The organism is Micromonospora sp. NPDC048887, from assembly GCF_040649715.1.
In the GTDB taxonomy this organism is placed as follows: Bacteria; Actinomycetota; Actinomycetes; order Mycobacteriales; family Micromonosporaceae; genus Micromonospora.
Genome location: NZ_JBEZGA010000006.1, coordinates 222,501 through 246,868, shown reverse-complemented (window position 1 = coordinate 246,868; position 24,368 = coordinate 222,501). Strand labels below are relative to the sequence as shown.

Sequence of the window (24,368 nt, the reverse complement as noted above, 5' to 3'; positions counted from 1 at the left end):
CTCGGCCGCACGCATACCCGCGCCCCGGCGGAGTTCACCTGCCGGCGGCCCGGGCGTGACCGCTGTTCATTCACGTCGTTCAACCCGAAGGATCGATACCATCTGTGCACGCAACGGGACTCTCGGTGGTGAACATGGGCACGGAGCTGTACGACCGACGCGTCGTCCACCCGACGGAACGCGTCGTCACCGGGCGTCTGGTCCGGTTGCTGGAGGGCTATGCCCGGGAGGTCCGGGTCGGGCAGCCCGTGCTGGTCGCGGTACTCACCGCCGCGGGAGTGGTGGGGCTGCTGCTGAAGGTGGTGCGCGCGTTGCTCAGCAGTGGCGGCGGCGGGGCCCGGCGCAGCTTCAAGGACCTGAAGAAGGGGCCGGAGTTCCTGGTCACCCCGGTCCGGGTGCGTGACACCACCGGCCGGCTCGTCGAGGTCGAGCTGCACGGCCACCTGCCGCAGAGCGCGCTGCACCCGGGCGACCACGTCCAGCTCACGCTGCGGGGGCAGCGCGACGAGGACCTGCCGCCGCGGATCGAGCGGATCGTCAACCTGACCACCGGGCAACTGCTGACCCCGCGTACGGCCACGCTCTGGTCGCACCTGGGGCCGGCGCTGCTGCTGCAGGCGACGCTGGGTGCCGTGCTGCTGTTCGGCGTGGCCGCCTGCTCGGCGCTCACGTAGGGCGTGTCGCGGCACACGGTGATCCGCCCGGAGCTCGCCGCCTCCCTCACCGAGGAGCCTGTCGCGCGCAGCGACCGGCGCGGGTGAGCGGCCGCGCTCAGCGACCGGCGGGAGTGAGCGGCCGCTCGGCCGCGGCGGGCGTGTCGAGCAGACCCCGGCGCTGCGCCCAGCGCTCGAACAGCACTGTGGCGAACGGCGGCACGGCGGCGGCCAGGGCCAGCCCGGTCTGCACAAGGGTCCAGCGGCGCCGGCGGGCCACCAGGAGCGTCAGCAGCCCGTAGAGCACGAACAGCCCGCCGTGGATCGGCCCGAAGATCTTGACGCCGATCTCGTTTCCGGGCGGGCCGTACTTGACCGCCATGCCGGCCAGCAGCGCCGCCCAGGAGCACGCCTCGGCGAACGCCACCACCACGAACGCCCGGGTCCACCCGTCGCGCATCAGCCACTCCCCTTCGCCGTCGGCCGCCCATGCTAGCCGCCCGGACCGGTCCGTCCGGACGCAACCCGGGCCGCCGCGACGGGGGTCACCGGGGCCGACACGGGGTACAGAAAGGCCCCCGGGCCTTTCCTGACCCGCCGCTCCGTGCGAGGTTGGGAAGAACCAACTGTGACAGGGTGGTGACCATGGGCGAGGACGTCGGCGTGCGGACCTTCAGCCGGGAGGATCGGGCCCGCTACCGCGAGAAGGTCCGGCGGTGCCTGGACGTGTTCGCCGAGATGTTGCGCGAGTCCCGGTTCGACGTGGAGCGGCCGATGACCGGCGTGGAGATCGAGCTGAATCTGGTCGACGACGGCTTCGACCCGGCCATGCGCAACGCCGACGTGCTGGAGGCGATCGCCGACCCGGCGTTCCAGACCGAGCTGGGCCAGTTCAACGTGGAGATCAACGTCGAGCCGCGACGGCTGGCCGGCACCGGCACCGCCGCGTTCGAGGAGCACGTGCGGGCCAGCCTGAACGCCGCCGAGTCCAAGGCCCGCACGGTCGGCGCGCACATGGTGATGATCGGGATCCTGCCGACGTTGCGTCCCGAGCACCTGACCGCCGAGACGCTGTCGGCGAACCCCCGGTACGCGCTGCTCAACGAGCAGATCTTCGCCGCCCGCGGGGAGGACCTGCCGATCGCGATCAGCGGGGTCGAGCGGCTGGCCACCACCGCCGACACGATCACGCCGGAGGCGGCGTGCACCAGCACCCAGTTCCACCTCCAGGTCAGCCCGGCGCAGTTCGCCGACTACTGGAACTCGGCCCAGGCGATAGCCGGCATCCAGGTGGCGCTCGGCGCGAACTCCCCGCTGTTCTTCGGCCGGGAGCTGTGGCGCGAGACCCGGGTGCCGTTGTTCCAGCAGGCCACCGACACCCGGGCGGAGGAGATCAAGGCCCAGGGCGTACGCCCGCGGGTGTGGTTCGGCGAGCGCTGGATCACCTCGGTGTTCGACCTGTTCGAGGAGAACGTGCGCTACTTCCCGGCGCTGCTGCCGGTCTGCGACCCGGAGGACCCGGCGGCCACGCTGCACAGCGGCGGGGTGCCGAAGCTGGCCGAGCTGCGCCTGCACAACGGCACCGTCTACCGGTGGAACCGCCCGGTGTACGACGCGCCCAAGGGCCGGCCGCACCTGCGGGTGGAGAACCGCGTGCTGCCGGCCGGGCCGACCGTGCTGGACACGGTCGCCAACGGCGCGTTCTACTTCGGCCTGGTACGGGCGCTCGCCGAGGCCGACCGTCCGCTGTGGTCGCAGATGTCCTTCAGCGCGGCCGAGGAGAACTTCCACGCCTGCGCCCGGCACGGCATCGACGCGCAGGTGTTCTGGCCCGGGCTGGGCTACCTGCCGGTGACCGAGCTGGTGCTGCGCCGGCTGCTGCCGCTGGCCCATCTGGGACTGGACCGGTGGGGCCTGGACCCGGCGGAACGGGACCGGCTGCTCGGCATCGTCGAGCAGCGCTGCCTGACCGGCCGCAACGGCGCGACGTGGCAGGTGGAGACGCTGCACCGGCTGGAGTCGGCCGACCACATGGACCGGCCGGCGGCCCTGCGCGAGGTGGTCCGCCACTACGTCGACCTGATGCACAGCAACCGGCCGGTGCACGAGTGGCCGATCCCCTGACCGGGCGGGAGGTCAGCGCAGCGCCGTCACTGCCGCCTTCGCGGCCTCGGCGACCACTGCGTCGTCGGGCTTCGCGTCGCGGCCGTCCCGGCTCGACAGGACGGCCAGCACGATCGGCGCCCGGCCGGGCGGCCAGATCACGGCGATGTCGTTGCGGGTGCCGTACCCGCCGGTGCCGGACTTGTCCGCCACCTGCCAGCCGTCCGGCACGCCGGCCCGGACCAGGCCACTCCCGGTGGTGCTGGCCCGCATCCAGCCCAGCAGCAGGTCGCGGTCCGCGGGCCGCAGGGCGTCACCCAGCGTGTACGCGCGCAGCGAACCGGCCAGCGCGCGGGGCGTGCTGGTGTCGCGCTCGTCGCCCGGTGTGGCCGCGTTCAGCTCCGGCTCGGTGCGGGCGGGCCGGGTGACCCGGTCGCCCACGTCGCGGAGCGCCCGCGCGAAGCCGTCCGGACCGCCGAGCGCGTCGAACAGCAGGTTGCCGGCGGTGTTGTCGCTGTACCGCACCGCCGCCTCGGCGGCGTCCCGCAGCGTGATCCCGGTGTCCACGTGCCGTTCGGTCACCGGCGAGTGCGCCACCAGGTCGGCGCGCCGGTAGCGGACCACCCGGTCCCGCTCGGCGTCGGACGTGGCGGCGAGCATCGCACCCGCCGCGAGCGCCTTGCAGGTCGACGCGTACGCGAACCGCTCGTCGGCGCGGTGCGCCAGGGTGCGGCCGGTGCCGGTGTCGACGGCGTAGACGCCGATCCGGGCGCCGGAGCGCCGTTCCAGGGCCGCCAGTTCCGGCGGCGCGGGCACCGGCGAGGGGCTCTGCGTCGCCGAGGTGGTCGATGCGGCCGACGCGGTGGTCCGGGGCGCGGGGGCGGGCCGGTCCGTCGTGCAGCCGGCCGCCAGAGCCGTCGTGAGCACCGCCGCGATCGCCTGCCGTCGCCTCATCGGCCTCTCCCCCGGCCGGGCGTCGTCGTCACCGGTCGCGGCCGATGGCGAACTGACGGCGACGGACTCCGGTGGGTCAGCACGCGCGGCGGTAGTGCATGGCCACCACGCCGCTGCGGAACGGCTGCGCCGAGAGCAGTTCGAGCCGGCGTGTGCCGGGCAGCCCGTCCTCGTACAGCGTCGGGCCGTGACCGGCGATCCGGGGATGGATGAGCAGCCTGTACTCGTCGATCAGGTCCAGCCGGTCGAGCTCGGCCGCGAGCCCGCCGCTTCCGAGAAGGACGCCGGCCGGGGTCGCGTCCTTCAGCTTCCGCACCCCTTCGCGCAGGTCGCCGGCGATGTGGTGGCTGTTGGCCCACGGGAAGTCCGTGCGCGTCGCCGACACCACGACTTTGGGTTTGGCCTCCAGCTTGGCCGCCCACTCACGCATCGCCGGCGCCGCCTCCCGGTCGCCGCGGGCGACGGCCGGCCAGTAGGCCTCCATCAACTCGTAGGTGACGCGACCCCACAGCACCGCCCCGCACTCGTCCATGAGGCGGGTGAAATAGGCGTGCGACTCGTCGTCGACGACCCCCTCCCGGTGGTCGACGCAACCGTCCAGTGTGAGGTTGAGGCTGAAGACGAGCGATCCCATGGCCTGCGAGTCTAGTCAGCCGGCGACGACGGTGAACGTGAGCGCGCCGAGCGCGGCCAGCGGGAGCGCCGTGGCGGCGGCCAGCAGCCGCACCCGGGCGGACCGGCCGATCAGCACCACCAGCAACGCGGCGAGTCCGAGGTCGATCGCCACGTTCCACCAGGCTCCGGGATAGGACCCGGACTTCAGCGCGAACCGCAGCGCCTCCTCGACGAACACGGCCACCGGCAGCGCGACCCCCACGACGCGCCGCCACCCGTCGGTCCGCGCCCAGATCCCGGCGACACCGAACACCACGCCCGCCACCACGCCGAAAGCCATCCAGACGAACGAGGTGAGCGCCCAGATCATCGCGAGGTCGTCGCCCTGGAGCAGCGTCGCCGCCAGGTAGTAGCTGGGCACCGCGACGATCAGCAGGATGCTGGCGGCGACGGCGGCGCGTACCGCGCCCGACCGGATCCACCAGCCCAGCGCGAACGCGGCCACGGCCCAGGTGGCTGTGGAGTTGCCGAGTTCGGCGAACGGGTACGGCACCCACTTGATCCAGACGAAGTCCAGGAAGCCGAGCAGGAATCCGGCGACGGGGACGACGAGGGTGACGGCGCGACGCGAGGGTGGCATGCCGGGAGCATACATACTCGGTATGCTCCCCCGTCGACGGGGCGGCCCTACGAGGCCAGCCGCCGCTCGGACGGCGCGAGACGCACCGCGGCGTCGGATCGGTTGATCTCGGACCACACCTCGTCGAGGGAGAGACCGAGGACGTCGGCGATGGCCGCGATGGTGGGGAACGCGGGCGTGGCGACCCGGCCGGACTCGATCTTCCGGAGCGTCTCCGGCGACACGCCGGCGTCGAGCGCGGTGAGCAGCATCGAGCGCTCCCCACGGGCACGGCGCAGGAGCGCGCCCAGACGCTGCCCGCGCTCGACCTCGGCGGGGGTGAGGGGCAACCGGACCATGCCAGGATTCTAATACCGGGATAACATGACCGGGATACTTATTGGTCGCGCGAGGAAGGCGCCCGCATGATCGAGATCCTGAGCCCCACCGACGTACGGCGGGCGCGGGACACCGGCGCCCTGGTCGCCCACATCCTGCGGACGCTGCGCAGCCGCACCACCGTCGGCACGAACCTGCTCGACATCGACAGGCAGGCACAGCGCATGATCACCGAGGCCGGGGCGCAGTCCTGCTACGTCGACTACGAGCCGTCGTTCGGGCGCGGACCGTTCGGCCACTACATCTGCACCTCGGTGAACGACGCGGTGCTGCACGGGCTGCCGCACGACTACGCGCTCGCCGACGGCGACCTGCTCAGCCTCGACCTGGCCGTCTCGCTGGGCGGGGTGGTGGCCGACTCCGCGATCAGCTTCCTCGTCGGCGAGGCCCGGCCCGCGGAGAGCGTCGCGCTGATCGACGCCACCGAGCGGGCGCTGCGCGCCGGGATCGCCGCGGCCCGTCCCGGCGCGCGCGTCGGCGACCTCTCGTACGCCATCGGCTCGGTCCTCACCGAAGCCGGCTACTCGGTCAACACCGAGTTCGGCGGTCACGGTGTCGGCTCGACCATGCACCAGGACCCGCACGTGTCGAACACCGGCCGGCCCGGGCGCGGCTACCCGCTGCGCCCCGGGCTGCTGCTGGCGCTGGAACCGTGGGTGATGGCGGACACCGCCACGCTGGTCACCGACGCCGACGGGTGGACGCTGCGCAGCGCGACCGGCTGCCGCACCGCGCACAGCGAGCACACCATCGCCATCACCGACGACGGCGCGGAGATCCTGACACTGCCGAGGTCGTGACCCGGGCCGCCGACGCCCTGGCACCCTGCCCGCGCCGATCGGTCTCGCCCGCGGTGATCGGGATCCGCCGCGCCGACCGGACCCGCCGCAAGCACCCGACCGGCGGCTCTCCCGCGTTCCCGACGCCGCCGGCCGTCGTCAGGCAGGCGTGCAGCGTTCCCGCAGCGTCTGCACGCCCGGCCCGGTGAGGTCGTCGCAATAGGCGGCCCGCCCGGCCATCGCCATCGTCAGCGCGAGGGTGGTGCCGCTGACCAACGGACCGGTGCCGGCGGTGAACGGCCCGTCGGTCGCCTCCACCCGCAGGCCGTCGATGGCGCTGCGACCGTTCACTGTGAAGTCCCGCCCGGCGTAGAACCGGGCGACCGGCGTGACCGCCTCGACCGAGGGCGTCCCTGCCAGGCCGAGCGGACGCCGGATGTCCTGGGCGTGCACGACCACCTCACCGAGCCACGCCTCGGTCGGGCCGAACGTCGACGTGGTGCTGCCGATGATCCGGCGGAACCGGTCGAGCGTCTCCCCCGGGCCGGCGCCCCGGTGCTCGGCCAGCCGGCGGTCGTTGTGCAGGTCGAAGTCGAACCGGGCGCCGACCACGCTGGCGACCCAGCGGGCGCGGCCGACGCTCGCCGCCGCGGTCAGGTGCGCGACCACCTCCTGCACCGTCCACCGGCCGCACAGCGAGCGCCGCGCCCACTGAGCCGCGTCGAGTCCGGCGAGGTCGTCGGCGAGTGCGGCGCGCTCGGCGTGCGCGAGCGCCCACAGCTCACGGCGGGTCAGCGTGTCGGACATGAAGCCTCCAGGGTCGGGTCGTCAGAGATGGAACCACGCCCCCCGGACGAACTCACCGCTCCCCGCCCCGGTTGCACGTTTGCTGCACGTCCGCTGAACGCTCGCCGGTGACGCTTCTCGTACACAACAACCGCAAGGAGAAGCGTCATGTCACACAATCACCTCTTCACCCCGCGTACCGTCGCTTCGGTGATCGGGGCGCTCGGCCTGGCCGCCGCGGGCCTGGCCGGCGGCGCCACCCCGGCGTCGGCGGCCTATGTGGTCCCCGCCGACTGCGGCCCGTACTCCGGGGCGCCCGTGCCGGCCGGGTACACCACGGTGTACGTCGTCGCCGGAGGGCGCTACGTCAGCCCCAACACCAACGGCCCGGAGTTCATCATCGGCACGACCCTTCGCGACGTCATCGTCGGAAGCGTCTACGACGACATCATCTGCGGCCTCGCCGGCAACGACGACATAAAGGCCAACACCGGCGACGACATCGTCTACGGCGGGCTGAACGGCGACGACATCTGGGGCGACCTGGGTGACGACAACCTCCACGGCGACGGCGGCGCCGACACCATCCACGGGGACCGGTTCATCGGGCCCAGCGCCCTGGACGGCAACGACCGCGTGGACGGCGGCAGCAACGACGACCACCTCTTCGGCGACAAGGGCGGGGACACCCTGGTCGGCGGTCCCGGCGTGGACGACGGTGACGGCGGCCCGGACGTGGTGTTCGACGACTGCCGGCCCAGTGTGGAAATCGTGGTCAACTGCCCGTGATCCCGTCGGCACGGCGGTGCGCGGGGCTCGGAGAACGGGCCCCGCGCACCGTCGCGCCCCCGCCTGTCGGATCGTCGTCAAGCCCGGTCCGACCATGACCGCACGCGGCTACCGTGACAGCCCGTGGCGGTGGAGTTCCGGGTGCTCGGCGACCTGGACGTCCGGGTCGACGGCCGGACGGTCCGGATCGGTCACGCCCGTCAGCAGTGCGTCCTCGCCGCTCTTCTGGTCGAGCCCAACCGTGTCGTCCCGACCGGACAGCTCATCAACCGGGTCTGGGGCGACGAGGTGCCGGACGGGGCCGCCGCCACGCTGCGTGGTTACCTGTCCCGGCTGCGGCAGGCGCTGGCCGGCGCCGACGAGGTCCGTATCGTCCGGCGCCATCCCGGCTACCTGCTCGCCGTCGATCCGGACCGCGTCGATCTGCACCGCTTCCGCGCGCTGACCGAGCGGGCCCGGCGCGCCGCGGACGACGCGACGGCGATCGGCTGCCTGGAGCGGGCGCTGGGGCTCTGGCGCGGCGACGCGTTCGACGGGCTGACCACGCCGTGGCTGACGGCCTACCGGCAGACCCTCGACCGGCAGCGGCTCGCGGCCGCGCTGGACCGCAACGACATCGCGCTGCGCCGGGGCGCGCACGCCCGCCTTCTCCCCGACCTGCTGGATCTGAGCGGCCGGCACCCGTGGGACGAGCGCCTCGCGGCGCAGGCGATGCTCGCGTTGTACCGGTGCGGGCGGCAGGCGGACGCCCTCGAACACTTCCACCGGCTGCGCCGCCGGCTGGCCGCCGAGATCGGCGCCGACCCCAGCCCGCCGCTGGCACAGCTCTACCAGCAGATCCTCACCGCCGACACGGCGGTCGCACCGCCGGAGCCGGCGGGCGGCGAAGAACCGAGCGCGACGGCCACCGGCCCGACCGGCACGGCACGGGGTGGGGGCACCGTGCCCCGGCAGCTACCCGCGTCACCAGGCGTCTTCGCCGGCCGGACCGCCCAGCTCGCACGCCTCGACGAACAACTCGGCGACGCGGGACGCCCGGACGGCGCCGGGTCCCCGGTGGTGATCTCGTCCATCGGTGGCGGCGGTGGTGTCGGCAAGACCTGGCTCGCCCTGCGGTGGGCGCACGCCAACGCCGATCGCTTCCCCGACGGGCAGCTCTACGTCAACCTGCGCGGCTTCGACCCGACCTCGGACCCGGTGGGGTGGCCGGTCGCGGTGCGCGGCTTCCTCGAGGCGCTCGGCGTCGAGCCGGCGCGTGTCCCGGCCGATCCGGAGGCCCAGGCGTCGCTGTACCGCACGCTCGTCGCCGGCCGCCGGCTGCTGGTGGTCCTCGACGACGCCCGCGACGCCGCCACGGTGATCCCGCTGCTGCCCGGCACCCCCACGAGCGCGGTCCTGGTGACCAGCCGACGGCAGCTGGCCGGTCTCGTCACCACCCACGGCGCGCGACCGCTGCCGCTGGACGTGCTGCCCGACGACGAGGCCCGCGAGCTGATCGTCCGGCAGGTGGGCGCCACGCGGGTGGCGGGACAGCCGGACGCCGTCGCGGACATCCTGCGGTTCTGCGGGGGTCTGCCCCTGGCGCTCGGGATCGTGGCGGCCCGCGCCGCACTCAACCCCGAACTGGCCCTGTCGTCCGTCGCGGCCGAGCTGACCACAGCGGTCAGCCCGCTGGACGTGCTGGCCGGCGACGAGGTGACGACGAACCTGCGGGTGGTGCTGTCCCGATCGCTGGCGGCGCTCACCCCGGCTGCGGCCGAGGTGTTCGCGCTGCTCGGCCTCGCCCCGGGCCCGGACATCGGCCGGGCCGCGGCGGCCAGCCTGACCGCCCGTACGCCCGACGAGCTGCGCCGGCCGCTGCGCGAACTGCTCGACGCGCACCTGGTGCAGGAACACGTCGCCGGCCGGTACCGCATGCACGACCTGGTCCGGAGCTTCGCGGTCGAGCGGGCGAGAGGCGACCCGGCCGGTTCCCGGTCCGCGTTGCGCCGGCTGGTCGACCACCACCTGCACACCGCGCACGCGGCCGCGCTGTTGCTGTCCCCGCAGCGCGATCCGCTGACCCTGGCCCCCGCCGCGCCGGGGGTGACCGCCGAACGGCTCGACGACCTGGCGGCGGCGCTGGCCTGGTTCACCGGCGAACATCAGGTGCTCCTCGCGACCATCGAGTACGCCGCCGGCGCCGGCCTCGACGTCGCCACCGGTCAGCTCTCGTGGACCCTGGCGACCTACTTCGACAGGCAGGGCCACTGGCACGACTGGGCCGCGGTGGCCCGCCGGGCGGTCGAGTCGACCCGGCGGTCCGGCGACCGCCCGGCCCAGGCCCAGGCGCTCCGGCTCCTGGCCGGGGCCTGCTCCAACCTCGGCCGGTACGCCGAGGCGCAGCGCAACCTGCTCGCCGCGCTGGATCTGTTCGCCGCGCTGGGCGACGACGAGGGGCGGGCGCACACCCACTTCGACCTCAGCATGCTGCACGACCGGCAGCGGCAGCCCCGGGAGGCCCTGCCGCACGCGCGGCGAAGTCTCGCCCTCTACGAACGGGTCGGCAGCCCGCTCAAGCAGGCGGTCGCGCTCAACGCGATCGGCTGGTACCACTCGCAGCTCGGCGAGCACCACGACGCGATCACCTTCTGCCGCCGCGCGCTCGCCCTGTCCGAGCAGGCAGGGAGCGCGTACGGGCAGGCGAACACGTGGGACAGCATCGGCTTCGCCCACCACCACCTGGGCGAGTACGAGCACGCCGTGGACTGCTACCAGCAGGCCCTCGCCCTGTTCGCCGGGATCGGTGACCGGCACGCCGAAGGCATCGTGCTGGACCACCTCGGCGACACATGGGCCGCGGCCGGGCGGGCGGACGCGGCCCGGGACGCCTGGCGGCGGTCACTCGCGCTGTACGAGGAGCTCGGTCACGCCGACGCCGAGGCGGTACGGCGCAAACTTCACCGGTGAGCGGTCAGAGCGCCGCGATGGCTGCCGACTCGGGCGGCAGCTCGATGCCGTCGCGCATCACCGTGACGCCCTCGGAGGTGGTGAGCAGCACGCGGCGTACCACACCGGGCAGGTTGATCCGCTGCGCCCGGTCGGCCAGGTTCGCCACCACGAGCGTGTCGCCGCGCCGCATCACCAGGAACCGGTCGCCGTGACGGACGTCGACCCGGTCCAGCCGGGGGTCGGACAGGTCGGCCCGGGAGCGGCGCAGCGCGATCAGCCGCCGGTAGAGGTCGTACGTCTCGCGGTGTTCGGGCTTGTCCAGCTCGGCCCAGTCCAGCCGGGACCGCAGGAACGTCTGCGGGTCCTGCGGGTCGGGCACGTCGTCGGTGGCCCAGCCGTGGTCGGCGAACTCCCGCCGGCGGCCGGTGGCGACCGCCGCGGCCAGTTCCGGCTCGGGATGGCTGGTGAAGAACTGCCACGGCGTGGCGGCGGCCCACTCCTCCCCCATGAACAGCATCGGCGTGAACGGCGCGGTCATCAGTAGCGTCGCGCCGACGCGCAGCAGGCCGGGCGAGAGCGTGGCGGAGATCCGGTCGCCGGTGGCCCGGTTGCCGATCTGGTCGTGGTTCTGCAGGTACGCCACGAAGCGGTGGCCGGGCGTGCGCTGCCTGTCGACCGGGCGGCCGTGACTGCGGCCCCGGAAGCTGGACCAGGTGCCGGCGTGGAAGAACCCGCCGGTCAGCACGTCGGTGAGGCATTCCAGGGAGCCGAAGTCGCCGTAGTAGCCCTGCCGCTCGCCGGTGAGCAGCGTGTGCAGCGCGTGGTGGGCGTCGTCGTTCCACTGGGCGTGCAGGCCGTACCCGCCCGCCTCGCGGGGCGTGATCAGGCGCGGGTCGTTGAGGTCGCTCTCGGCGATCAGCGACAGCGGCCGGCCCAGGTGCGCCGACAGCGCCTCGACCTCGGCGGCGACCTCCTCCAGCCAGTGCACGGCCCGGCCGTCCGGCATGGCGTGCACGGCGTCCAGCCGCAGCCCGTCGACGTGGTAGTCGCGCAGCCAGCCCAGCACGCTGTCGGCGATGTAGCGGCGTACCCCGTCGGAGTGCGGGCCGTCCAGGTTGACGGTGCGTCCCCAGGTGTTGCTCTGCTCGGTGAGGTACGGCGCGAATCGCGGCGCGTAGGCCCCGGAGGGCCCGAAATGGTTGTAGACGACGTCGAGGATCACCCCCAGGCCCTTGGCGTGGGCGGCGTCGACGAACCGTTTCAGGCCGTCCGGTCCGCCGTACGGCTCGTGCGGGGCGTACCAGCAGACGCCGTCGTAACCCCAGTTGTACTCGCCGTTGAACGCGTTGACGGGCAGCAGCTCGACCATGTCCACGCCGAGGTCGACCAGGTGGTCGAGCTTCGCGATCGCCCCGTCGAACGTGCCCTGGAGGGTGAACGTGCCGATGTGCAGCTCGTACAGCACGCTGCCGGGCAGTTGCCGGCCGGTCCAGCCGGCGTCGGTCCAGGCGAACGCGGCGTGGTCGTAGAGCCGGCTGGGCCCGTGCACCCCGGCCGGCTGCCAGGCCGAGCGGGGGTCGGGCAGGGCCTGCTCGTCGTCGTCGAGCAGGAACGCGTAGTCGGTGCCCGGCCCGGCGTCGGGCACCTCGGCCCGCCACCAGCCGTCCGGCCCCTGACGCATCTCGTGGTCGGCGACGCCGGGCAGGCGCAGCCGCATCCGGGTGGCCTCGGGCGCCCATACCGTGAACTCGGTCATGCGGCGGCCTCCACAGAGTCGGTGGGTGCGAGGAGGGCGACGGGGTAGGTGCTCAGCAGATCATCCAGGAGCAGCTCAGAACCACTGTAGACCCGTCCGGTGAACAAGTCGGTGCACTCGTGAACGGGAAGTGACACCGCCGTGTCCCGCCAGCCGCCGGAGCGGGCCAGCCGCAGCGGCAGCCGGGTCGCCACCGCCACCGCGCCGCCCCTGTCGAAGGCCACCGCGTGCGCGGCGGCCGGGCCGCGCGCCGGCACCGGCCGGTAGCCGCCGAACAGGTCCGGGCGGTCTCGGCGCAACCGCAGCGTCCGGGACACCACGAGCAGCTTGGCCGCGCCGTCGGCGGCCACCGCGGGCCGCCAGCCGGCGTCGAGCCGGGCCAGCAGGTCCCGGCGTACGGCGAAGTCGACCGGCCGCCTGTTGTCCGGATCGACGAGCGAGTTCTCCCACAGTTCGGTGCCCTGGTAGACGTCCGGCACGCCGGGCATGGCGAGCTGCACCAGCTTCTGCCCGAGCGCGTTCGACCAGCCGGGCGGGGTGATCTCGGCGGCGAACGCGGTGATCTGCGCGTGCAGTTCCGGGTCGTCGTACATCCGGTCGACCAGGGCGTGCAGCTCGTGCTCGAAGGTCGGGTCCGGATCGGCCCAGCTCGTGGCGACCGACGCCTCCCGGGCGGCCTTCTCGGCGTACCCGTGCAGCCGGTCCCGTTCGATCGGCCACGCCCCGACGGCGGTCTGCCAGAGCAGGTGGGCCAGCGCGGGGTCGGCCAGCGGCGCCCGGGACATCCAGTCGGCGACCCGCTCGGCCCAGCGGCCGGGCAGCTCGGACAGCACCGCGAGGCGGGCGCGGACGTCCTCGCCGCGTTTGGTGTCGTGGGTGGAGAGCGCGGTCATGCTCGCCGGCCAGCGCACGTGCCGGGCGGCGGCGAAGCGGTGCAGCTCGGCCGCTGGCACGCCGAAGTGGGCCGGGCTGCCGCCGACCTCGTTGAGGGCGACGAACCGGCTCCACCTGTAGTAGGCGGTGTCCTCCACGCCCTTGGCCATCACCGCGCCGGTGAGCTGCGGGAACCGGGCGGCCAGCTCGTGTCCGGGGTCGCGTAGCCGGGCGGTGACCGCGTCCAGCACGCCGGTCAGGTCGGGACGGCGGCGGCCTGCCTCGCTGCGGGCGGCGGCCAGGTGCCGGGCGCCGGAGGGCGGGTAGCCGCGGTAGACCGGGAAGCACGCGGCCAGTTCGGCCAGGGCGGCGCGGACCTGCTCGCCGGGCACCTCGGGCACGAGCGCGGCCAGCCGGGTCAGCTCGGCGGCGAGCAGCCGGGTGGCGGCCTCCAGCTTGGTGGCGTGCGTCAGGTCCTCCCACGAGGTGTGCCGCCCGGTGAGGCGGCCGTCCAGCGCGGTGAAGTCGGCCTCGGCGTCCGGGTCGACGAACAACCCGGACACGGCGGCCAGCGCGTCGTAGCCGGTGGTGCCGTCGACCGGCCAGTCCGGGAGGTCCTCGCCGTACTCCAGGATCTTCTCCACCACCAGCCAGCTCCCGGGCGCGGCGGCGCGCAACCGGGCGAAGTAGCCGGCCGGGTCGCGCAGCCCGTCCGGGTGGTCGACGCGGATGCCGTCGACCTCCCCGGCGTCGACCCAGCGCAGGATCTCCGCGTGGGTGGCGTCGAACACCTCCGGGTCCTCCACCCGCAGGCCGGCCAGGTCGGACACGGCGAAGAACCGGCGGTACGTCAGTTCGGCGTCGCCGCGCCGCCAGTTCACCAGCTCGTAGTGCTGCCGGTCGTGCACCTGGCGGGGCGTGCCGTCGCCGGTGCCGTCGGCGACCGGGAAGCGGTGCTCGTGGTAGCGCAGCTCCCCGCCGACGAGTTTGAGGTCGTCGAGCGCGTCGGCGGTGTCGGCGAGCACCGGCAGCAGCAGCCGCCCGCGGTCCCAGTCGATGTCGAACCAGCGCGCGTACGCCGAGTCGCGTCCCCGCCGCAGCACGTCCCACCAGGCCGGGTTGGCCTCCGGCCGGGCCACCCCGGCGTGGTTGGGCACGATGTCCACGACCAGGCCCAGCCCGGCCGCGCGCAGCGCCCGGACCAGCCGCGCCCGCGCGGCCTCGCCGCCCAGCTGCGGGTTGACCGCGCGGTGGTCGACCACGTCGTAGCCGTGCGTGGAGCCAGGGGTGGCGGTGAGCAGGGGCGCGGTGTAGAGGTGGGTGACGCCGAGCGCGGCGAGGTAGCCCGTCAGCTCGGCGGTGGTGTCCAGGTCGAAGCCGGGCCGCACCTGGACCCGGTAGGTCGAGCGAGGGGTGTCGGGCATCGGTCAGGCCGTCCTCTCCAGGACCAGCAGCGAGCGGTCCGGCACGCAGACCGTGCCGCCCGCCTCGACGAGCGTCGTCTTCTCCGGGTCGGGTTCCGCGGTGCTGATCACCAGTTCCCACCCGCTGCCGAACTCCTCGCCCGGCAGCGTGAAGTCCAGCGGCGCGTCGTGCGCGTTGAACAGCAGCAGGAACGAGTCGTCCCGGTGGCGCTGGCCGTACTGACCGCGCTCGCCGATGCCGTCGCCGTTGACGAACAGGGCCACCGAACGCCCGAAGTCGTTGCCCCAGTCCTCGCCGGTCATCTCCCGGCCGTCCGGGGTGTACCAGGCCAGGTCCGGCAGCCCGGAACCGGTGGCCCGGCCGCCCACCGGCAGGCCGGTGAAGAACCGGCGGCGGCGAAACACCTGGTGCCGGTTGCGGAAGTCGGTGAGCCGGCGGACGAAGTCCAGCAGCTCGTCGTCGGCCCGGTCCCAGTCGACCCAGGCGATCTCGCTGTCCTGGCAGTAGGCGTTGTTGTTGCCGCGCTGGGTGCGGCCCAGCTCGTCGCCGTGGCCGAGCATCGGCACGCCCTGGGACAGCATCAGCGTGGCCAGGAAGTTGCGCCGCTGCCGGGCACGCAGCGCGCGTACGCCCGGGTCGTCGGTCTCCCCCTCGACGCCGCAGTTCCAGGACCGGTTGTGGCTCTCGCCGTCCCGGTTGTCCTCGCCGTTGGCCTCGTTGTGCTTGTCGTTGTAGGAGACCAGGTCGGTGAGCGTGAACCCGTCGTGGCAGGTGACGAAGTTGATGCTGTGGAACGGGCGTCGGCCGTCGTCCTGGTAGAGGTCGGCCGAGCCGGAGATGCGGGAGGCGAACTCGGCGAGCGTGGCCGGCTCGCCGCGCCAGAAGTCACGGACCGTGTCGCGGTATTTTCCGTTCCACTCGGTCCACTGCGGCGGGAAGTTGCCGACCTGGTAGCCGCCGGGGCCGACGTCCCACGGCTCGGCGATGAGCTTGACCCGGCCGACCACCGGGTCCTGCTGCACCACCTCGAAGAACGTGGACAGCCGGTCCACCTCGTAGAACTCGCGGGCCAGCGTGGCCGCCAGGTCGAACCGGAAGCCGTCGACGTGCATCTCGGTCACCCAGTAGCGCAGCGAATCCATGATCAGTTGCAGCGAGTGCGGGCTGCGCACGTTGAGGCTGTTGCCGGTGCCGGTGTAGTCGACGAAGTAGCGCCGGTCGGACTCGGAGAGCCGGTAGTAGCTGGGTGTGTCGATGCCCTTGAAGCTCAGCGACGGCCCGAGGTGGTTGCCCTCGGCGGTGTGGTTGTAGACCACGTCGAGGATGACCTCGATGCCGGCGGCGTGCAGCGCCTTGACCATGCCCCGGAACTCCTGCACCTGCTGGCCGAGGCGGCCCAGCGCGGAGTAGCCGTGGTGCGGGGCGAAGAAGCCGATGGTGTTGTAGCCCCAGTAGTTGCGCAGCCCCAGGTCGGCCAGGCGGTGGTCGTGCACGAACTCGTGCACCGGCATCAGCTCCACAGCCGTCACGCCGAGCCGCTTGAAGTGCTCGATCATCACCGGTGAGGCGATCGCCGCGTACGTGCCGCGCAGCTCCTCCGGGATGCCCGGGTGGCGCATGGTCAGCCCGCGCACGTGCGCCTCGTAGATCACCGAGTGGTGGTACGGGGTGCGCGGCGGCCGGTCGTTGCCCCAGTCGAAGTACGGGTTCACCACCACCGACTTCGGCATGTACGGCGCCGAGTCGACGGTGTTCATCCGGTCCGGGTCGCCGCCGACCTCGTAGTCGTAGACCGACGGGTGCCAGGTGACCTCCCCGTCGACCGCCTTCGCGTACGGGTCGAGCAGCAGCTTGTGCGGGTTGCAGCGCAGCCCTTCGGCCGGGTTCCACGGCCCGTGCACGCGGTAGCCGTAGCGCTGGCCGGGCTCGACGCCGGGGATGTAGGCGTGCCAGACGTACGCGTCGACCTCGCGCAGCTCCACCCGGCGCTCGGTGCCGATGTCCCACTCGTCGAACAGGCAGAGCTCGATCTTCTCCGCCACCTCGGAGAAGATCGCGAAGTTGGTGCCCATCCCGTCGTACGTGGCGCCGAGGGGGTAGCTCTCGCCCGGCCAGACCTGCATGTCGCTCCTTCGGCCCATGATCGTGAGCGCACCGGACAGGGGAGACCGCCGATGCGCACGCCGGTGATGCCCAGTCGTCGCCACGACCAATCCATCCGTTCGGACCGTAACCGAATCCACCCTCCTGAGAACGGATAGACGTTCGGGTGTCATCCGTCACGATCGCCCCTTTCGAGATGCGCGCCGGCCGCGGATGGACTTTCCTGGATCCGGACCTGCGCCCGCGGGCCCGCCCGGCCGTTCGGCCACCCCTCACCATCGCTCGACGCCGCCACCGAAGCCGGCGTGCCTCACCATGCATGGACGGAGATCCACGTGACCACTCTGCGGGTCGGCGCGCAGCCCGCCACCGCGACGGACCGGCTCCACCGGCCCACCCTCACCTCCCGCCCGGCGCCCCCGTCGCCGGTCGGGTCCGCGCCCCGGTCCCGGCGCATCCTGATGCTGTCGTGGGAGTACCCGCCGGTGCTCGTCGGCGGGCTCGGCCGCCACGTGCACGCGCTGTCAGTGGCGCTGGCCGCCGCCGGGCACGAGGTCACAGTCGTCACCCGCCACGCCGAGGGCGCTCCCCTGGAGGAGTACGCCGACGGCGTACGCGTCGTCCGCGCCGCCGAGGACCCGGTCCGGTTCCCGCTCGCCACAGGCTCGCTGCTGGCCTGGACCATGGCCTTCAACCACACGCTCACCCGGGCCGCCCTGCGTGCCACCGAGTCCGGCTCGTACGACGTCATCCACGCCCACGACTGGCTCGTCGCGCACACCGCGATGACGCTGCGCGAGCACCTGGACGTGCCGCTGGTCAGCACCATCCACGCCACCGAGGCGGGCCGGCACCAGGGCTGGCTGCCGGAGGAGATGAACCGCACCATCCACGGTGTCGAGCACTGGCTGGCCGGCGAGTCCGGCCGGGTGATCGTCTGCTCCGGCTACATGCGCGACGAGGTGGGCGCGCTGTTCGGGGTGGACGCGGCCCGGGTGGACGTGGTGCCCAACGGCGTCGAGCCGCACCGCTGGCGGGTGCCCGCCTCGGCGGTCGCCGCCGCGCGGGCGCGGTTCGCCGCCGACGGCCCGCTTGTGACGTTCGCCGGCCGCCTGGTGTACGAGAAGGGCGTGCAGCACCTGCTGGCCGGGCTGCCCCGGCTGCGCGACCGGCACCCCGGCCTGCGCGCGGTGATCGTCGGCGACGGGCCGTACAAGGCCGACCTGGAGCGCGAGGTGCACCGCCTCGGGCTCGGCGGCACTGTGAGCATGCCCGGGTTCCTCGGCGGCACCGAGCTGCCCGCCGTGATGGCCGCCTCGGACTGCTTCGCGGTGCCGAGCATCTACGAGCCGTTCGGCATGGTCGCGCTGGAGGGGGCCGCCGCGGGCGCGCCGCTCGCCGTCGCCCGTACCGGCGGGCTGGCCGAGATCGTCGAGCCGGGCGTCACCGGGATGACGTTCGCCCCGCACGACCCGGACGGGCTGGCCGAGGCGGTACACACGCTGCTGTCCGACCGGGACCACGCCCGCGCGCTCGCCCGTCGGGCCCGCGCCATGGTGCACGAGCAGTACGGCTGGGCGGCCATCGCGTCCCGCACGGCCGCCGCGTACGCCGCCGCCATCGCCGGCGACCCGGCGTTCACCGCCGCCCGCGCCCAGCACCGCATGGCCCACGGCCACCCAGTGCCGGCCCTCCCCGAGGGCAACCTCCTCACCGCCGCCGGCCTGCGGTAAGGAAGGGCCCCCTCTTAACGCCCCGGGTAGAGGAAGGGCACCTTGTTAACGCCCCGCACCCCGGTGCACAGGACGAAGGCCGCCGACCCGAGCAGGGTCGGCGGCCTTCGTCGTCCGCGTGTTAAAAGGGCCCCTCCTCTACCGGAGGCGTTAAGAAGGGGCCCTTCCTTGCACCTCAGCGCTGGGCGGCGGGGACGTAGTCCCGCTCGGCGGCGCCGGTGTAGATCTGCCGCGGGCGGCCGATCTTCGTCTCCGGGTCGTTGATCATCTCGCGCCACTGCGCGATCCAGCCGGGCAGCCGGCCGAGCGCGAACAGCACGGTGAACATCTTCGTCGGGAAGCCCATGGCCTTGTAGATCAGGCCGGTGTAGAAGTCCACGTTCGGGTAGAGCCGCCGGGACACGAAGAAGTCGTCGGCGAGCGCGATCTCCTCCAGCTGCACCGCGAGGTCCAGCAGTGGGTCCGGCTTGGCCATCCGGCCGAGCACGTCCTGGGCGGCCTTCTTCACGATGGCGGCGCGCGGGTCGTAGTTCTTGTAGACCCGGTGCCCGAAGCCCATCAGCTTCACGCCGTCCTGCTTGTCCTTCACCTTCTGCACGAAGGAGCGGACGTCGCCGCCGTCGGCCTGGATCTTCTGGAGCATCTCCAGCACGGCCTGGTTGGCGCCGCCGTGCAGCGGCCCGAACAGCGCGTTCACGCCGGCCGAGACCGAGGCGAACAGGTTGGCGTTGCTGGAGCCGACCAGCCGCACGGTCGAGGTGGAGCAGTTCTGCTCGTGGTCGGCGTGCAGGATGAACAGCATGTCCAGCACCCGGGCGACCACCGGGTCGACCTCGTACGGCTCGGCCGGTACGCCGAACGTCATGCGCAGGAAGTTCTCGACGTAGCCCAGCGAGTTGTCCGGGTACAGCAGCGGCTGCCCGATCGACTTCTTGTACGCGTACGAGGCGATGGTGGGAACCTTCGCCATCAGGCGCACCGTGGACATCTCCACGTGCTCGGAGTCGAACGGGTCCAGGCTGTCCTGGTAGAAGGTGGAGATGGCGCTGACGGCCGAGGAGAGCACGGCCATCGGGTGCGCGTCGCGGGGGAAGCCGTCGAAGAAGCGGCGCATCTCCTCGTGCAGCAGCGAGTGCCGCCGGATCCGCTCGCTGAAGTCGGTGAGCTGCGTCTGGGACGGCAGCTCGCCGTAGATCAGCAGGTAGGAGACCTCCAGGAAGGAGGACTTCTCGGCCAGCTGGTCGATCGGGTAACCCCGGTACCGCAGGATGCCGGCATCACCGTCGATGTAGGTGATGGCGGACGAGCAGGACGCGGTGTTCACGAAACCGGGGTCGTACGTGGTCATCCCGGTTTCCTTGAGCAGCTTGCTCACCCCGATCCCGGCGGGGCCCTCAACCGCGGACTGCACCGGCATCGACAGCTGCCCACCGGGGTGGTCGAGCTTGACTTCCGTCATCTGTTCCTCGCTTCGCCGGCAAGATCTTCGTTGAATTGCCTTCGCTTCTACCGTAATCACGGCGCGGAGAACACCGCTCGTCATGGTTTGAGGGTGAGGTGTGCGTCACCTGTTTCCCGGCCAGCCGGTTCGGAAACCGGTTGGGAGCGCGGCCATGGGCACGTTCGGGAGGTCCGTCACGACAGCGTGAGCCGCCGCAGCGTCCCGCCGTCACCGACCCGGTAGAGGTCGAGCCGGTTGGCTCCGGCGGCGAAGAGACGGTCGTCGGCGAGCAGTGCCGCGAACCGCCGCCCACCGGCGTCCGGCGGCACCACGGGCACCACCGCGCCGACCGTCCCGTTGACCGCCACGGCGAGCCGGGTGCCGTCGGGTACGCCGTCCGGCACGGTGCCCCAGACCAGCGCGGGCAGCCCGCCACGGGCCGGGTCGACAGCGTCGAATGCGTCCCGGTTCGCGACCGTGGCGGTCCCGCCGACCGGTACGTCACCGACCCGGGTGCCGACGAGCGGGTCGACGGGAAGCGGCGGGAGCGGGGCGGGCACACCGCCGGTGACGGTGACCGGCTGGCCGGGGCGGTCGTAGAAGCGTTTGTCGGCCCGCTCGCGCGGGGCCGCCTTGGCCGACCGGCCGTCCATCCGCCAGGGCACCCGCATGTGCGTCTCGTCGGCGATGGTGGGCAGCAGGTCGACGTGCTCCCAGTTGCGGTCGTCCACGCGTCCGGCGCGCTGGCCGGGCTCCTTGACGAACATCGGCACCCAGGCCACCTCGTTCGCCGCGTGGTCGATGGCGTCCATCCCCCGCCCCTGCCAGTCGCGGCGGAAGCTCACCCCGTGGTCGGCGGTGACCACCACCAGCGCCTTGTCGTAGAGGCCGGAGGCGCGCAGCGTCCGCAGCGTCTCGCCGATCAGCCGGTCGGTGTAGCCGAGCTGGGCCAGGTGCCGGGCACGGGCCAGGTCGACCCAGCCGGCGCCGTCGTTCGGCAGGTCCTCCGGCGCCGTGTAGTGCGCCCCGGACGGCAGGTACGCCCACGGCGAGTGCGGCATCAGCAGGTGCAGGAAGTGCAGCGTGGGCCGGCTGTCGGGGCGCAGCCCGGCCAGGAACGAGGTGAACCGGGCCGGCTGGTTGTCGTCGAGCGTGTCCCAGCGGAACTTCGGGTCGTCCGGCACCGGCTCGGCGGCGTCCAGCCCGGCCTCGGCGGCGGTCCGCTCGCGGTAGGAGTCCTCCGGGTCGACGCGGCTGTCCACCGGCGCGGCGATCCGGCCCAGCAGCCTGCCGCTCTCCCGGACCAGCACGCCGAGCCCCTGTTCCGGGGTGGTGGCCTGCTCGCAGCGGCTCGGCGGGCAGAGCCGGGTGATGCTCTCCTCGGCCTTGATCCGGTAGAGGCCGCCCAGCGCGGTGAACAGGTTGTCCGGGTACTGCGAGTAGTGCGGCGCCACGCCCCGCTCCGGGTAGCGTCCGGTGAGCATCGCGGGCAGCGCGTAGGGCGTCCAGCCGCTGACGCCGGTGGCGTTGCGGTACCACGTCGACCCGCCGGCCAGCGCCGCGAAGTTCGGGTAGCGGGCGGCGTCGATCCGTCCGTCCGGGCCGAGCAGGGACACCAGCGGCAGCTCGTCCAGCACGATCATGACCACCGGCGGGTGCGCGCCCGCGCCGGCCACACCGGCCGCGCCGCCCTCGCCGCGCGGCAGCACCACCGCCGAGGCGGGCGAGGCGAACAGGAACAACCCGACGAACACCAGCGGCCCGGCGGCGGCCACCCGCAGCACCCGCCGGAGGGCCCGCCACCGCCGGTGCGCGGCCACCCCGGCGGCACCGGCCACACCGGCGACGACGAGCAGGGGTACGCCCCGCAGCGGCGTGACGTGCCGGCCGACCTGGACCGCCAGCGCGGCGAGCAGCAGGCCCACGAACGCGGAGTGCACGGCGGCCCGGATGAGACGCCCGGCGGGCAGCGCGAGCGTGCCGAGCAGCGCCAGCGCGCCCAGCAGCGCGAGCACCATCGTCGGCGCGAGCGTGATCAGGGCGACAAGCAGCAGCACGTCGGTCCGGGAGGCGCGGTGGAACAGGAAGAAGTCGGGGCTGCGGCCGAGCACGTCGAGCAGCGGCTGGGTGACCACCAGCCCGGCCAGCGCCACCACCTCGGCCAGCCGGGCCGCCTCGGCCCGCCACCACTGCCGGCGTTCCCGCCGGACCGGGACGGCGGCGTGGTCCCGGGGTGGTGCGAGGGTGTCCTCAGCCACCCACCACCACCTGGTAGAGCGTGCGGGTGCCGGAGGGCAGCTCGGTGCGGGCGACCACCCGGCCCCGGCGGGCGAGCAGCGTCTCGAAGGCGTCGCGCCGGTAGTCCGGGAACAGGCCGTCGGGCTTGTTGGCCAGCAGCCGGCGGGCCATCGGGTCGTCCGGGTGGACGAACTCCACCACCAGGCTGCCGCCGGTGGCGGTGAGCGCGGTGAGCTGGTCGAGCACCTCGGGCAGCGGCACGTTGCGCCCGATCGCGAGGTGGTGCACGACGGCCAGGGCCAGGACGGTGTCCGCGCGGGCCCGGTCGGCGAACGCGGCCCGCTCGACGCCGCGCCAGCCGCCGCCCGGCGACGGGTCGGCCAGGTCCATCACCAGCGGCAGGATCCGTGTCTCGCCCTCGTCGCGCAGCGCGCGGTAGAGCGTGTCGACGACCGCGGGGTCCTGCTCGACGGCGACGACGTGCGCGGCGTGCCGGGCGGCGATACGGGCGTACCGGCCGTCGTTGGCGCCCAGATCCAGCGCCGAGCCGCCACCGACGGCGGCCAGCGCCCGGTCGACGAACTCCTCCTTGGCCTGGCGGTCCGGCACCGAGTACGCGCAGGTGCGCTGGTAGTCCGACCAGTGGCTGCCGCCGGGCCGGTGGTCGAGGCGGCGGACCAGCTTCGTCAGTCCGCGTACCGTGGTCAGGGCCAGCTCGCGGGAGAACCCGGCGGCGCGCAGCTGGGCGCGGACGTCGGTGGTGCTCGCGGCGGAGTTGCGGGCCTGCATGGCGCCGTGCAGGTGCACGTGGGTGGGAACGCCGGCCCGCCAGCGCCGGGCGCCGCCGAACAGCCGGCGCATCTGGTCCGGTTCGACGCCGTCGACGCGGGCGCGCAGGAACGGCTGGAAGTCCAGCCCGAGGTGGGCCTGGATGAGCAGCGGGTAGAGCAGCGTCTGGCAGAACTGCCGGTAGCCGGCCCAGGGTTCGCCGTCACGCAGCGCCTCGAACGAGCCGACGTCGATGAAGACCGGCCGGGCGCCGCGCCACTGCACGTTGTAGGCGGAACCGTCCTTCGTGGTGAAGCCGGCTTCCAGGGCGGCCCGCAGCACGTCCAGGTGCAGCAGCGCGGCGTCGCGCAGCATCGCTGACGACCACTCGTACGGGTGCGAGACGAACGGGATCCGCTCGTGCCGCAGCACCGTGGTCCAGGGCGCGTCGACAGGGGTCGGGGTCAGCTCCTCGGTGCCGACGATCTGTCCCCGGGCAGTGGCCTGCCGGAAGAAGTCGGTGACCGACAGCGCCCGCCAGTCGCGGGTGGAGCGCTCGTCGAGCCCGCGCAGCACCTCCTCGCCCCGGTGGAACACCCGGTTGCCGGGGTCGCGGAAGGAACCGGGTTCGACGCGGACGCCGGTGTCGGGAATCGTCACGCCGCCGGGCCCTGGTCGGTGGGCTGACGCCGGAACCGGGACGTCAGGCGACGCCAGTAGAGCTTGGCGGCCACGGCCACCCCGGCCACCCCGCCGACCACCGCCTGCACGATGAGACTGCCGGATCCCGCGTCCAGGTAGGCCAGATGCGTCACGGCTGCTTTCCTTCCGTCGCCGGTCATCATGTGCACGCCCGGAATGGGAGCTTTATTGCTCTGAGCCGGACTTGTCCCCCACCGTAACGTCTCGGCGAGCGGCCGCGCGGCCACACCGGCCACTCGTCCCCCGTCCGATCCGTTCAAGACGGGCCGGGCCGGTCGTGTCTACCGTGGCCGGCATGACACCGCAGTTCGATCTGATCGGGGCCGTGGTCACCGACATGGCCCGCACGCTCGACTTCTACCGGCGGCTGGGGCTGCCGATCCCGGCCGGCGCCGAGACGGAAGGGCACGTCGAGGTCACCCTGCCGAACGGCGTACGGCTGGCCTGGGACACGGTCGAGGTGATCCGCAGCTTCCACCCCGACTTCGACCCGTCCGGCGGCAACAACCGGATGAGCCTGGCCTTCCGCTGCGCCGACCCGGCCGAGGTGGACCGCTGGTACGCCGAGCTGACCGGCGCGGGGCATCACGGTGAGCTGCCGCCGTGGGACGCGTTCTGGGGCCAGCGGTACGCGGTCCTGCACGACCCGGACGGCAACGGGGTGGACCTGTTCGCCCCGCTGCCCGCCGCCGGCTGACCGG

At 73.2% G+C, this 24,368-nt stretch carries 20 protein-coding genes; 7 read left to right on the top strand and 13 right to left on the bottom strand.

All coding sequences use genetic code 11. The annotated features are described in order from the left end of the window. Positions 1-125: 125 nt before the first annotated feature. On the top strand, positions 126-674 hold the full coding sequence (locus AB0C17_RS12990; protein ID WP_357384287.1) for a hypothetical protein: 549 nt from the start codon (positions 126-128) through the stop codon (positions 672-674). A gap of 97 nt (positions 675-771) precedes the next feature. Here AB0C17_RS12990 and AB0C17_RS12985 read toward each other — a convergent pair whose 3' ends face one another. Beyond that, positions 772-1,113 carry a DUF3817 domain-containing protein gene (locus tag AB0C17_RS12985; protein ID WP_357384153.1) on the bottom strand — a complete coding sequence of 114 codons (342 nt, stop codon included), beginning with the start codon at positions 1,111-1,113 and terminating at the stop codon, positions 772-774. A 185-nt stretch (positions 1,114-1,298) separates the two neighbouring features. On the opposite strand from AB0C17_RS12985, the gene AB0C17_RS12980 reads away from it, so the two are divergent. Beyond that, positions 1,299-2,777: a glutamate--cysteine ligase gene (locus AB0C17_RS12980; RefSeq protein ID WP_357384151.1), complete on the top strand. Its 1,479-nt coding sequence runs from the start codon at positions 1,299-1,301 to the stop codon at positions 2,775-2,777. Positions 2,778-2,789: 12 nt separating this feature from the next. Here AB0C17_RS12980 and bla read toward each other — a convergent pair whose 3' ends face one another. The 4 genes from bla to AB0C17_RS12960 all read right to left on the bottom strand — a co-directional run bounded on the left by bla (position 2,790) and on the right by AB0C17_RS12960 (position 5,303). Continuing rightward, a complete protein-coding gene (bla, locus tag AB0C17_RS12975; protein ID WP_357473909.1) occupies positions 2,790-3,710 on the bottom strand; it encodes a class A beta-lactamase in 921 nt (306 codons plus the stop codon). Positions 3,711-3,786: 76 nt separating this feature from the next. Next, positions 3,787-4,344, bottom strand: a complete 558-nt coding sequence (locus tag AB0C17_RS12970; RefSeq protein ID WP_357384147.1) for a dihydrofolate reductase family protein — start codon at positions 4,342-4,344, stop codon at positions 3,787-3,789. A gap of 15 nt (positions 4,345-4,359) precedes the next feature. Beyond that, positions 4,360-4,965 carry a DUF6518 family protein gene (locus AB0C17_RS12965; protein ID WP_357384145.1) on the bottom strand — a complete coding sequence of 202 codons (606 nt, stop codon included), beginning with the start codon at positions 4,963-4,965 and terminating at the stop codon, positions 4,360-4,362. Between the two features lie 47 nt (positions 4,966-5,012). Further along, entirely contained in the window at positions 5,013-5,303 is a 291-nt protein-coding gene (locus tag AB0C17_RS12960) for a helix-turn-helix transcriptional regulator (RefSeq protein ID WP_357384143.1), read from the bottom strand. Positions 5,304-5,369: 66 nt separating this feature from the next. Between AB0C17_RS12960 and map the strand changes: the two genes are divergently transcribed. After that, a complete protein-coding gene (gene map, locus AB0C17_RS12955; protein WP_357473912.1) occupies positions 5,370-6,143 on the top strand; it encodes a type I methionyl aminopeptidase in 774 nt (257 codons plus the stop codon). Positions 6,144-6,281: 138 nt separating this feature from the next. On the opposite strand, the gene AB0C17_RS12950 is transcribed toward map, so the two are convergent. Beyond that, positions 6,282-6,929 (bottom strand): maleylpyruvate isomerase family mycothiol-dependent enzyme, encoded by a 648-nt coding sequence (locus tag AB0C17_RS12950; RefSeq protein ID WP_357384139.1) that lies wholly within the window; start codon positions 6,927-6,929, stop codon positions 6,282-6,284. A 147-nt stretch (positions 6,930-7,076) separates the two neighbouring features. Between AB0C17_RS12950 and AB0C17_RS12945 the strand changes: the two genes are divergently transcribed. Then, on the top strand, positions 7,077-7,697 hold the full coding sequence (locus tag AB0C17_RS12945) for a hemolysin (protein WP_357384137.1): 621 nt from the start codon (positions 7,077-7,079) through the stop codon (positions 7,695-7,697). Between the two features lie 123 nt (positions 7,698-7,820). Further along, on the top strand, positions 7,821-10,646 hold the full coding sequence (locus AB0C17_RS12940) for a BTAD domain-containing putative transcriptional regulator (protein WP_357478466.1): 2,826 nt from the start codon (positions 7,821-7,823) through the stop codon (positions 10,644-10,646). A gap of 4 nt (positions 10,647-10,650) precedes the next feature. Here AB0C17_RS12940 and treZ read toward each other — a convergent pair whose 3' ends face one another. The 3 genes from treZ to glgX are packed head-to-tail and all read right to left on the bottom strand — an operon-like array spanning position 10,651 to position 16,805. Further along, positions 10,651-12,384 (bottom strand): malto-oligosyltrehalose trehalohydrolase, encoded by a 1,734-nt coding sequence (gene treZ, locus AB0C17_RS12935; RefSeq protein ID WP_357384133.1) that lies wholly within the window; start codon positions 12,382-12,384, stop codon positions 10,651-10,653. Continuing rightward, positions 12,381-14,681, bottom strand: coding sequence for a malto-oligosyltrehalose synthase (gene treY / locus AB0C17_RS12930; protein ID WP_357473918.1), 2,301 nt, complete (start codon positions 14,679-14,681; stop codon positions 12,381-12,383). Before treY ends, treZ begins: the two co-directional genes overlap by 4 nt. A gap of 3 nt (positions 14,682-14,684) precedes the next feature. Next, positions 14,685-16,805: a glycogen debranching protein GlgX gene (gene glgX, locus AB0C17_RS12925; protein WP_357384129.1), complete on the bottom strand. Its 2,121-nt coding sequence runs from the start codon at positions 16,803-16,805 to the stop codon at positions 14,685-14,687. 315 nt (positions 16,806-17,120) lie between these two features. On the opposite strand from glgX, the gene AB0C17_RS12920 reads away from it, so the two are divergent. Beyond that, complete coding sequence (locus AB0C17_RS12920; RefSeq protein ID WP_357473921.1) at positions 17,121-18,518, top strand: glycosyltransferase family 4 protein; 1,398 nt, start codon at positions 17,121-17,123, stop codon at positions 18,516-18,518. Positions 18,519-18,693: 175 nt separating this feature from the next. Here AB0C17_RS12920 and AB0C17_RS12915 read toward each other — a convergent pair whose 3' ends face one another. The 4 genes from AB0C17_RS12915 to AB0C17_RS12900 all read right to left on the bottom strand — a co-directional run bounded on the left by AB0C17_RS12915 (position 18,694) and on the right by AB0C17_RS12900 (position 23,780). After that, a complete protein-coding gene (locus AB0C17_RS12915) occupies positions 18,694-19,977 on the bottom strand; it encodes a citrate synthase (protein ID WP_357384125.1) in 1,284 nt (427 codons plus the stop codon). A gap of 176 nt (positions 19,978-20,153) precedes the next feature. Further along, complete coding sequence (locus tag AB0C17_RS12910) at positions 20,154-22,217, bottom strand: sulfatase-like hydrolase/transferase (RefSeq protein ID WP_357478463.1); 2,064 nt, start codon at positions 22,215-22,217, stop codon at positions 20,154-20,156. Next, entirely contained in the window at positions 22,210-23,625 is a 1,416-nt protein-coding gene (locus tag AB0C17_RS12905; protein ID WP_357478460.1) for a methyltransferase domain-containing protein, read from the bottom strand. Before AB0C17_RS12905 ends, AB0C17_RS12910 begins: the two co-directional genes overlap by 8 nt. Then, positions 23,622-23,780, bottom strand: coding sequence for a hypothetical protein (locus tag AB0C17_RS12900; RefSeq protein WP_354871788.1), 159 nt, complete (start codon positions 23,778-23,780; stop codon positions 23,622-23,624). Before AB0C17_RS12900 ends, AB0C17_RS12905 begins: the two co-directional genes overlap by 4 nt. Before the next feature lie 182 nt (positions 23,781-23,962). Between AB0C17_RS12900 and AB0C17_RS12895 the strand changes: the two genes are divergently transcribed. Then, the gene (locus AB0C17_RS12895) at positions 23,963-24,364 is read left to right on the top strand and encodes a VOC family protein (RefSeq protein WP_357473926.1); all 402 of its coding nucleotides are present in this window, start codon (positions 23,963-23,965) and stop codon (positions 24,362-24,364) included. Positions 24,365-24,368 lie beyond the last annotated feature (4 nt).

Excerpts from the sequence above, each read along its gene's own strand:
- AB0C17_RS12985 (WP_357384153.1), bottom strand. The coding sequence starts at position 1,113 with ATGCGCGACGGGTGGACCCGGGCGTTCGTGGTGGTGGCGTTCGCCGAG.
- AB0C17_RS12980 (WP_357384151.1), top strand. The coding sequence starts at position 1,299 with ATGGGCGAGGACGTCGGCGTGCGGACCTTCAGCCGGGAGGATCGGGCC.
- bla (WP_357473909.1), bottom strand. The coding sequence starts at position 3,710 with ATGAGGCGACGGCAGGCGATCGCGGCGGTGCTCACGACGGCTCTGGCG.
- AB0C17_RS12970 (WP_357384147.1), bottom strand. The coding sequence starts at position 4,344 with ATGGGATCGCTCGTCTTCAGCCTCAACCTCACACTGGACGGTTGCGTC.
- AB0C17_RS12965 (WP_357384145.1), bottom strand. The coding sequence starts at position 4,965 with ATGCCACCCTCGCGTCGCGCCGTCACCCTCGTCGTCCCCGTCGCCGGA.
- AB0C17_RS12960 (WP_357384143.1), bottom strand. The coding sequence starts at position 5,303 with ATGGTCCGGTTGCCCCTCACCCCCGCCGAGGTCGAGCGCGGGCAGCGT.
- map (WP_357473912.1), top strand. The coding sequence starts at position 5,370 with ATGATCGAGATCCTGAGCCCCACCGACGTACGGCGGGCGCGGGACACC.
- AB0C17_RS12950 (WP_357384139.1), bottom strand. The coding sequence starts at position 6,929 with ATGTCCGACACGCTGACCCGCCGTGAGCTGTGGGCGCTCGCGCACGCC.
- AB0C17_RS12945 (WP_357384137.1), top strand. The coding sequence starts at position 7,077 with ATGTCACACAATCACCTCTTCACCCCGCGTACCGTCGCTTCGGTGATC.
- treZ (WP_357384133.1), bottom strand. The coding sequence starts at position 12,384 with ATGACCGAGTTCACGGTATGGGCGCCCGAGGCCACCCGGATGCGGCTG.
- treY (WP_357473918.1), bottom strand. The coding sequence starts at position 14,681 with ATGCCCGACACCCCTCGCTCGACCTACCGGGTCCAGGTGCGGCCCGGC.
- glgX (WP_357384129.1), bottom strand. The coding sequence starts at position 16,805 with ATGCAGGTCTGGCCGGGCGAGAGCTACCCCCTCGGCGCCACGTACGAC.
- AB0C17_RS12915 (WP_357384125.1), bottom strand. The coding sequence starts at position 19,977 with ATGACGGAAGTCAAGCTCGACCACCCCGGTGGGCAGCTGTCGATGCCG.
- AB0C17_RS12895 (WP_357473926.1), top strand. The coding sequence starts at position 23,963 with ATGACACCGCAGTTCGATCTGATCGGGGCCGTGGTCACCGACATGGCC.